The organism is Paenibacillus sp. N119s (genome assembly GCF_059447605.1).
On the sequence record NZ_JCAJRU010000279.1, the window covers coordinates 1 to 5,756 of the forward strand.

At 40.3% G+C, this 5,756-nt stretch carries 7 protein-coding genes; 1 reads left to right on the forward strand and 6 read right to left on the reverse strand.

Annotation, left to right across the window (positions count from 1 at the left end):
- The 4 genes from AC5V8P_RS22640 to AC5V8P_RS22655 form a co-directional block, all read right to left on the reverse strand.
- A partial coding sequence (locus AC5V8P_RS22640; RefSeq protein ID WP_495473886.1) for a sugar phosphate isomerase/epimerase family protein occupies nt 1-455 on the reverse strand: 455 nt, incomplete at its 3' end.
- Nucleotides 456-485: 30 nt separating this feature from the next.
- On the reverse strand, nt 486-1,802 hold the full coding sequence (locus AC5V8P_RS22645) for an anaerobic C4-dicarboxylate transporter family protein (RefSeq protein ID WP_064796239.1): 1,317 nt from the start codon (nt 1,800-1,802) through the stop codon (nt 486-488).
- Nucleotides 1,803-1,906: 104 nt separating this feature from the next.
- Nucleotides 1,907-2,794, reverse strand: coding sequence for a PfkB family carbohydrate kinase (locus AC5V8P_RS22650; protein ID WP_064796240.1), 888 nt, complete (start codon nt 2,792-2,794; stop codon nt 1,907-1,909).
- A 31-nt stretch (nt 2,795-2,825) separates the two neighbouring features.
- Nucleotides 2,826-3,800 carry an SIS domain-containing protein gene (locus AC5V8P_RS22655; protein ID WP_064796241.1) on the reverse strand — a complete coding sequence of 325 codons (975 nt, stop codon included), beginning with the start codon at nt 3,798-3,800 and terminating at the stop codon, nt 2,826-2,828.
- Between the two features lie 284 nt (nt 3,801-4,084).
- Between AC5V8P_RS22655 and AC5V8P_RS22660 the strand changes: the two genes are divergently transcribed.
- Entirely contained in the window at nt 4,085-4,795 is a 711-nt protein-coding gene (locus AC5V8P_RS22660) for a GntR family transcriptional regulator (RefSeq protein ID WP_064796242.1), read from the forward strand.
- 56 nt (nt 4,796-4,851) lie between these two features.
- Here AC5V8P_RS22660 and AC5V8P_RS22665 read toward each other — a convergent pair whose 3' ends face one another.
- Together AC5V8P_RS22665 and AC5V8P_RS22670 are read right to left on the reverse strand one after the other, a co-directional pair.
- Complete coding sequence (locus tag AC5V8P_RS22665; protein WP_063213142.1) at nt 4,852-5,421, reverse strand: manganese catalase family protein; 570 nt, start codon at nt 5,419-5,421, stop codon at nt 4,852-4,854.
- Between the two features lie 33 nt (nt 5,422-5,454).
- A partial coding sequence (locus AC5V8P_RS22670; RefSeq protein ID WP_495473887.1) for a spore coat protein CotJB occupies nt 5,455-5,756 on the reverse strand: 302 nt, incomplete at its 5' end.

A 5,756-nucleotide genomic window follows, 5' to 3' on the forward strand; every position in this document is an offset into this window, starting at 1 on the left:
TCCACGGGAAGGTAAATCCCCTCTTTTTCTGCTGTTTTACATATTTCGCCTAAAGATTCTCTGCACCATTTCCACATTTCTGTCTCATCAACATCCAAGTAGGCGATGCCTGTGGTCACCAACACTTTGTCACATTCCAGCAAAGATGCAGCTTCAATATGCCGGCAAAAAAACTCAACACTTCTCTTTCTATACTCCGGATCAGGATGACTGATGCTTACCGGGTAGACATACTGTTCAGGGGTAAAGCAGATCGTCTTTAACCCTCTTTCTTTTATTTTTGTATTTAATTTTTTTATATCCTGATACGTAAAATAGTCTAAATGGAGATGTGGACCTGAAGCCCACAATTCAATATTATGGAATCCAAGCTTTGCAACAGAATCTAAAAAATACTCCAAAGAATATCTTTTATAAAGATAGTTTGCAGCCGCAACTTGTGATATCTGTACCATAATAATTAGAAACCTCCTTTTTACACGACGCTATATTAAAACGCTTCCAAGTAAAGTAGCTAATATTACAGATAAAATAATATTAATCATTCCAGGTATCATAAAACTGTGGTTCAATACATATTTACCAATTTTAGTCGTACCCGCTGTATCAAAAGATATGGCCGCAAGGCACTGAGCAGATACTGGTAAAAAGAAGTTTGCATTTACAGCCATCCACGCTCCAATGATGATGTAGGTAGGCAAATCAAGTGCAATGGCAATAGGTATCATAATTAATGTTGTGACACCTTGACTCGTAGTTAAAGCAGCAACGATAAACATGATAACAGCAAGCATCCATGGATGGCTATTTACAATCGTAGCAACATGATCTTGAATAAAAGCGGTTTGTCCGTTAATAAAGGTACTGCTCATCCAGGCTAACCCAAAGGCACAAACCATAGCCAGCGCCCCTGCCCTGAATATGGGTCCGTTAAGAATCGTTTCAATCGCAGGACGGCATGCGATAATAATCATAGTAGCGCAGACTAGCATAATCATTTCAATAGTATGCGGCATTGATAGACTAGTAACCTCGCCATTCAGCACCCAGGATGGACGCAGCTGAGTAAACATCCCCATAATAACAATGGCTAAAACCCCCATCAAAAAGAGAACAACAGCGGCTTTCGCTCCTTTTGAAGTTTCTTTTTTCTCAGCCTTCTTTTCTGATTTTTCAATTAAACCTTCTGCCAATCTATGCAAATATTCCGAATCTTCAGATAATTCTTTCCCTTTACGCAACGTACACACCGCACTTGTAATGACACCTAAGAGTGTAGCAGGTATGGAAATGACCAAGATAGTTCCCAAACTTACTCCAAGGGGTGACATAAATCCAATCATAGCAGCAGTAGCTGCTGAAACCGGCGAGCAAGTTACTGCCTGTTGGGAAGCAATGATACTATTTGAAATGGGTCTTTCCGGCCTGATATCATTATCAATGGCAAGCTTATTGATAATAGGCAATAAACTATATACGACATGCCCGGTTCCTGATAAGAAGGTAAATAACCAGGATATGATTGGAGCTATGATTGTAATATTCTTAGGTGACTTACTAAGCATTTTCTCTGCAATCTGGACGAGTAAGTTAAGTCCGCCTGAAGACTGCAGCGCAGAGGCAGCCAATACAACCGCTAAAATGATCAGCATCACATCAATGGGGGGAGCCGCTGGTTGGACATGAAAGATAAATACAAAAATCGCTACGCCCACTCCACCGAGCAAGCCCATAAAAACATCGCCAACTCTAGCGCCGAAGAAAATGAGTAAAAAGATGATCAATAGCTCAAACCAAAACATAAGAATTCTCCCTTTTTTGGATTTTACGAACTTTACCGATCTTTCATTATCTACAAGGGCGTAGCCGCCCTTCATTGAATACGCTTACAAAATTCTTATCATGCCTATTCTTCCGAGTCTGAACAACGAATGGGTGTGCCGTGGCCAAAAGCTCCGTTTATCTGGCATATTTTAGCCGCAAAAACCGCTCCTTTTTCCATACTAGCTTTGATACTCCGAAGCATATCCTCATCTTCACTGTAGAAAATCTTGCCGGCTTTAGAGCTTCTAATCATCTCTACAATAAAAGCGGTTATATAAGAGTCCCCCGCTCCCATCGTATCCACGGCATCCGTCAATACGGCCGGCAGGTGCATCCAGTGATCTTTATAGAGAGCAAATGATCCATTTTCCCCCACAGTACCCATCACTATTTTTGAACCGAATTTCTGTGCTTTTAGCATTTCTCTTTTTCTTTCAGCTTCCGTTAAATGACTGCATGAAAGGAATGAAATGTCCGCATACCGGCATATTTGTTCCAAATATTCATCATTCCAGCGTACCGAGAAATCATAGGAGATAGGCACATTCGTTTTTTTTAATGTTGCGAGATCCTGCTCTATATAGCTATTTAGACTGGTATGAATTACGGAGAAATTTTTAATGTAGTTCAAGTCACTTTCCGTAAAATCCCATGCCTTTTCCTTTGCAATACCGCCTTTATTGGAGCCCAGAAATACACGATCACCGTCTTCCAATGTAACCCGTGCATACCCATTTTCCCCTTCAAAAATCCGGCAATGGTTATGTTCTATCTTTAAATCGTCTATAACCTCTTGAATATACTGAGCTATAGGATCATTACCAAACTTACCTAAATAAGATGCCTCCATCCCACACATTCTGGCATACGCACAAAAGTTCAAGGCATTTCCACCAGGGTACATCATACCCTGGTGGACATATTTATCTACTACATTGTCACCAATGCCAATAACCTTATATTGTTCCATAAGAATATCCCCTCTAAAGGTTGCTAAAAGATTAATATTCAACCTTCCACATATATCTACGAGTTGTAAGCGGATGCGCTCTTTCAACGGCCAAAGCTTGATTATAAACGGGGTAAACATTATTAAATAGGGAATGATTGAAGTAATCAACCACAGAGTTGTCAATGGTAGACAGTCCCAAATCCTTTGCGTCTAACACCTCTACCCTCTGGGTATAACGGTTAAGGAACTTTAACGCTCTTTCATCCAAAGCTCGGGTACTTCCTTCAGAGACCTGAATGACAAATGGTATTTCAGCATCAGTAATCTCAAATGGCCCATGGAAATATTCACCTGAATGTATGCTGGAAGAGTTAATCCATTGCATCTCCATAAAAATGCAGATGCTTTGCATATAGGCAGCCCCGTAGCCAGCTCCGCTTGCCATGGTGTAGATTACGGAATCATCTTTATGGTTTTTTGCAAAAGCCAGCGCACGCTTTTCCACGTGTTTGCACGCATTTTTAACAATTCGATCTATTTTTCCTACTCCGTCCAGGAATTTTTCATAATGCTCATATCCCTCGGTCTGATTTAAGACCTCTATCGCCGTCATTAGTGCTTTCATGGTTTTTTCGCGGGCAATATCTTTGCCATCCCCAAATGTGTACTTCACCACATAGTCTGCTTGTTCTGTAATAGGAGAATCTTCAACCCATGTTAATGCAATAACTGGAACTCCTGCTGTTTTACCTAATTCTGCGGCCTTCACAGTCTCTGGTGTATTCCCTTTATGTGATGCCACTACCAGTACTGAATTTTCTCCAAATGCTCTAGGTGTGTTATGCACAAACTCATTACTGGTATAAAGACCTACCTTAACTTCCTTTGCTTCTTTTTCAAGAAATGTTTTTGCAGGATAAAAAGCACCATAAGAGCCGCCGCAAGCTACATAATATACCTGCTTAATACCGCCAGCCTCTTGTTTATTTACTACAATTTCTTCAATAATTTTTTTGATTTCCATTATCATTTCCTCCTTGTATGATACATTTACTTGTTTTCCATTCCACACCGGTGTATGTATTGGAATGTTCTAAACAAACAATAACACAAAACAATACATGAAACAATAACACTTTACTATTTTTTCTAGAGTACTGCTTCAATTTCCCCGATTTTTAAAGGATAAACCCCTTATTGCAAGGGCTTACAAGCTATTCATAAATTGTATATGCTGTTATAATATAAACATACTGATATAAAACAATATAATACATTTATAAAAACTTGATTTGGAGGTTGAACTGCATGATTGATCATTCAGAATCTTCACCGTTATATAGACAGCTGCAAGAAAAAATTTTAGATTCCATCCACAACGGTACCCTAAAACCAGGAGACAAACTCCCTACAGAATTAGAATTAAGTGAAGCCAATAATGTGAGTCGTGTAACTGTCCGTGCGGCACTGGATTCCCTTACCTCTGAAGGTTATTTGGTACGGATTCCCGGAAAAGGAACATTTATTACAAAAGATAAAATCAAAAAAAATGTCGTAGAGACCATTGGATTTAGCGATACTTGTAAATTACAAAATAAAGTGCCTGGTGCCAAAGTAATAAAATGCGTGATTGAAGATGCTACAGCATCGGATCAGAAACATTTAGGTTTAATGCCAGGGGATAAAGTTATCAATATAGAAAGAATCAGGTATGCTGACAATGTGCCGGTATCTGTAGAGTATTCACGTTTCCCTTCTTCTTTTTCTTTTTTGTTACAAGAGGATTTAAATAATATATCTCTTTATGATATTTTAAAAAATAAACATAAGATTACATTTGGAATATCAAGAAAATATATAGTTATGGAATTTGCCTCTTTTGATGTAGCTACCTATTTAAATATTGAGGAAGGCTATCCTCTGCTGTGTATTAAAAGTACCGTTTGTAATCCAGACGGCCAAAAAATCCATCGTTCTAAACAGTTGATATTAGGGGATAGGTTCGAGTTGATTGTTTAAGATTATAAACAGAAAGGCCACCTGCATTTGCAGATGGCCCTCCCTGCTAAATTCCCTTAAAATACTTTCTTCCGGTCTCTTTCCCCCTTCAAAATTTCTACTGACTCACGAAAACGCAGCGAATGAATGATCTCACGTTCACGCAGAAACTTTAAACTATCCTGCAAATCCACATCATCTGTCAAATCAATCAGCCACTGGTATGTAGCTCGCGCCTTTTCCTCTGCCGCAATATCCTCATATAAATCCGCGATGGGATCGCCTTTGGCTTGAATATAGGTCGCGGTAAAAGGAGCCCCCGCCGCGTTTTCATAAAATAACGCACGATCATGTGCCGCATAATGTTCGCCCAGACCAGCCGCCTTTAATTGCTCCACACTCGCATCCTTCGTCAGCTTGTAAATCATCGTTGCAATCATCTCGAGGTGGGCAAATTCTTCCGTCCCGATGTCATTCAGTACACCGATCACTTTATCCGGGATGGTATACCGCTGATTCAGGTAACGCAAAGCTGCTGCGAGCTCTCCATCCGCTCCCCCGTACTGCTCCATAAGCAACTTGGCCATGTGAGGGTCGCATTTGCTGACACGTACAGGATATTGCAGCTTTTTCTCATATACCCACATTCATGTTCCTCCTTTATTAATGGTTGTACCTGCTTATACCTGCCACGGCCAAGGCGCTTGATTCCACTCCCAAGGATACTTGGAATAAGCGCGACCAAAATTTTGCAAAGGTCCATATAGGAGTTGGTATTCATTAGCAATGGCCGTTCTTTCCTGTGTCAGCTTGTTGAACTGCTCGATAGCCTGCAAATCATCCGGATGTGTATTCAGATACAAATTCAACTCGACCAACACAAAGTCCACCGCTTGGAGCTTCTCCAATAGCGCGTAAAATTGAGCATCACCCGGTTTGGTTTGAGGCGCATAGCCTTGAACCGGGATTCTGGGCTGACTAT

Coding starts and splice junctions, on each gene's coding strand:
- AC5V8P_RS22650 (WP_064796240.1), bottom strand. CDS start 2,794: ATGGAACAATATAAGGTTATTGGCATTGGTGACAATGTAGTAGATAAA.
- AC5V8P_RS22665 (WP_063213142.1), bottom strand. CDS start 5,421: ATGTGGGTATATGAGAAAAAGCTGCAATATCCTGTACGTGTCAGCAAA.
- AC5V8P_RS22660 (WP_064796242.1), top strand. CDS start 4,085: ATGATTGATCATTCAGAATCTTCACCGTTATATAGACAGCTGCAAGAA.
- AC5V8P_RS22645 (WP_064796239.1), bottom strand. CDS start 1,802: ATGTTTTGGTTTGAGCTATTGATCATCTTTTTACTCATTTTCTTCGGC.
- AC5V8P_RS22655 (WP_064796241.1), bottom strand. CDS start 3,800: ATGGAAATCAAAAAAATTATTGAAGAAATTGTAGTAAATAAACAAGAG.